The 708-nt window shown below is 55.5% G+C and carries 1 pseudogene; it reads right to left on the bottom strand.

The window, feature by feature from the left end:
• Window positions 1–708, bottom strand: a pseudogene (locus B9Y59_RS16695) (FIVAR domain-containing protein); the annotation flags it as partial.

Raw genomic sequence — 708 nt, forward strand, 5'->3', positions numbered from 1 at the left:
GACCACGGTCTGGAGCGCCGACAGGTCTGCACGGTATTTCAGATTTTCAATCGCCTTCTGCAAGTTCTCATATGCCTTGTCCACTTCCGCCTTCAGCGGGTTCTCCTCGGCATAGACGTCCTTTGCCTCATTCAGCGCTTCCTCGAAGCCCTCCGTGCTGCTCGGCTTGAATGCATCCAGTTTCTCCGCCAACTGCTCTGCGATTTCAATCAGCGGCAGCAGCACTTCCTTGTCGCCTTCCTCGAATTCCAACAGGTGCATCGCTTTTAGCAGCTCGCTCCAAGCCTTGTTGACCTCTTCCTGGGTTGCGGCTGGATCGTCGTAGACCTTCTGCGCGTTGGTCCGGGCATTCACAAAGATTTCCCGTACTTCCGGCACCAGGCGGTCGATGTCCTCCTGCGTTACGTTGTTCGCCTCATCCAGGACAATCTTCAAGATGTCCTTGTCCACCTTCGTAAAGGTAAAGCGCAGGCTCGCGCTCTCATTCGGCATCGTGTAGGTGTACGTAAAGCCGTTTGCCTCAAACGGGATGTCCTCTCCGTTGAGCTGTGCACTGGCAAATGCGCCGTCGGTCGGGGTGAAGGTAAAGGTCAGATCTTCGCCCGGCATCACTTTCGCGCCGTAGATTGCATCCGTGGAGATCACCACATCTGCATTTCCTTCCACTTCCACCGCTGCATTGCTGCTCCACTGTACGGTCAACAACTG

The sequence above is a fragment of the Anaeromassilibacillus sp. Marseille-P3371 genome (assembly GCF_900169665.1).
GTDB lineage: Bacteria > Bacillota > Clostridia > Oscillospirales > Acutalibacteraceae > Anaeromassilibacillus.